The organism is Streptomyces sp. NPDC053431 (genome assembly GCF_044544925.1).
In the GTDB taxonomy this organism is placed as follows: Bacteria; Actinomycetota; Actinomycetes; order Streptomycetales; family Streptomycetaceae; genus Streptomyces.
Map to the genome: position 1 here is coordinate 1 of NZ_JBITXX010000072.1, position 1,797 is coordinate 1,797.

The 1,797-nt window shown below is 70.6% G+C and carries 1 protein-coding gene; it reads right to left on the reverse strand.

Annotated features, from left to right (window positions below; translation table 11 throughout):
- Window positions 1-24: 24 nt before the first annotated feature.
- Entirely contained in the window at window positions 25-1,272 is a 1,248-nt protein-coding gene (locus ACIGXE_RS37675) for an IS110 family transposase (RefSeq protein WP_399754677.1), read from the reverse strand.
- Window positions 1,273-1,797 lie beyond the last annotated feature (525 nt).

Consider the following 1,797-nt stretch of genomic DNA (forward strand, 5'->3'; position numbering starts at 1 on the left):
AAGACATCCGATGGGGTTAACGGGTCAAGCGGCGATGGCCAGTTCGATCTTGGGCGGGGCCGGGAAGGCGGTGGTCTCGTTGTAGGGCGTGCCGGTGGCCAGGCAGTGGTGGAGGCAGCCGAGGAGCCGGTTGTAGAGGTTTCTCTGGGCGGAGCTGTGGCGGTCGCCGGCCTTGCGTCGGCGGTCGTAGTGGGCCCTGGCGCCGGGCGAGGCGGTGAGGGAGGCGAAGGCCCAGACGTAGCCGACCGCGGCGAGCCGCTGGTTCTTGACCCGGCGGACCATGACTGTGTGGCTCTTGCCGGAGGCGCGGGTGACGGGCGCTGATCCGGCGTAGGCCTTGAGGGCCTTGGCGCCGGCGAAGCGGGTGCGGTCGTCGCCGATCTCGGCAAGGACCCGGGCGCCGCTGAGCGCGCCGAGGCCGGGGAAGCTCGTGATGACCGCGGCGTCGGGGTGCTGCTCGAAAAGCTCGATGGAGGCTTCGGCGAGGTCGTCTGCGGCGTTGCAGGCGGCCTCGAATTTGCCCAGCAGGGCCAGGGCCTGGCGGCCCATCGCGGTCTCGACCAGCGGGAGCTGGCGCATCTGCGGGACGCGCAGGGCGGCGTGGAGGCGCTCGACCTCGGCGTCGATGCGCCGCTTTCGGCCGGCGCGCTTGAGGGCGGCCTTGAGCTGGGTGCGGGTGAGGCGGGCGGCCTGGCCGGGGGTGGGTGCGGCGGCGAGCAGGGCGCGGGCCACCGGCGCGTTGAAACCGCCGGTGATCGGTTGGACGGCGGCGAGGTAGCCGGGGAAGTACTCGCGCAGGTGGGAGCGGAGCTTGTTGCCGGCCTGGGTGCGGTCCCAGACGGCGTCCTGCTGGGCACGTGCCAGGACGGCGACGGCCTGGGCGAGCTCGCTGTCGGCCGGCAACTGGCGGTGGGCGTCGGCGTCGGTGCGCAGGATGTTGGCCAGCACCATCGCGTCGAGGTGGTCGGACTTCTTGCGCGAGACGCTGTGGCGCTCGCGGTAGCGGGCGGCGGCCATCGGGTTGACGGCGTAGACGGGACGGCCGGTCGCGCGCAGAGCGGCGACCAGCAGGCCGCGGGAGGTCTCGATCGCCACCGGTATCCGCTCGGTGGGGCTATCGCCGTGCTCGGCCATGAGGTCGAGCATCTGCTGCAGGCCAGCCGCGTCATCTCCGATCCGGGCCCGCGCGAGGAGCTTGCCGTCGCCGTCGACCACGGCGACGTCGTGGTGGTCGCTGGCCCAGTCAATCCCGCAAAACACCTTCACGGGCATCCCCCTTGCTCTTCCGTCCGATGTGCATATCCGCTGGTCAAAGACCTGCGCGGAGGCACGCGACTCCCTAATGGAAGGGCTCTGGGCCCGTCATCCGATTAGTCGTTCGTGACCCCAGCTGACCGCAGGGGCCTCGGTCTATGCAGGAGCTCGGAGGCGTCCCGGTGAAGTGAGAGGTGCACCCTGCGACGGGCTCGGACCACGGACATTCGATCATCCGCGCGGCAGCGGCCGTGAAGGTGCCGGACGCCGGAGCCCTCCGATCTCTTTCTGGAGGTCAGGCCTCGGGTGTCATCCAGGAGTGACCCCGGCGCCTGGCACCCCCACGGTCGCGTTCCTCGGGGCGGTTGGCTGATGCCCGGAGCCAGCCCTGCCTGGGACTCAAGGCCCTGGAATGTTGGCTCACCGGACGTCAGCTGATCACCGTCGAGGTGAAGCCGGCGGCCGCGCTCTTTTTCGAGGTCTCACAGGACCGGGTAACGGGTAGCGATCCGTCGGCTTCAGGTCCCATTAGGTAACGGGGGG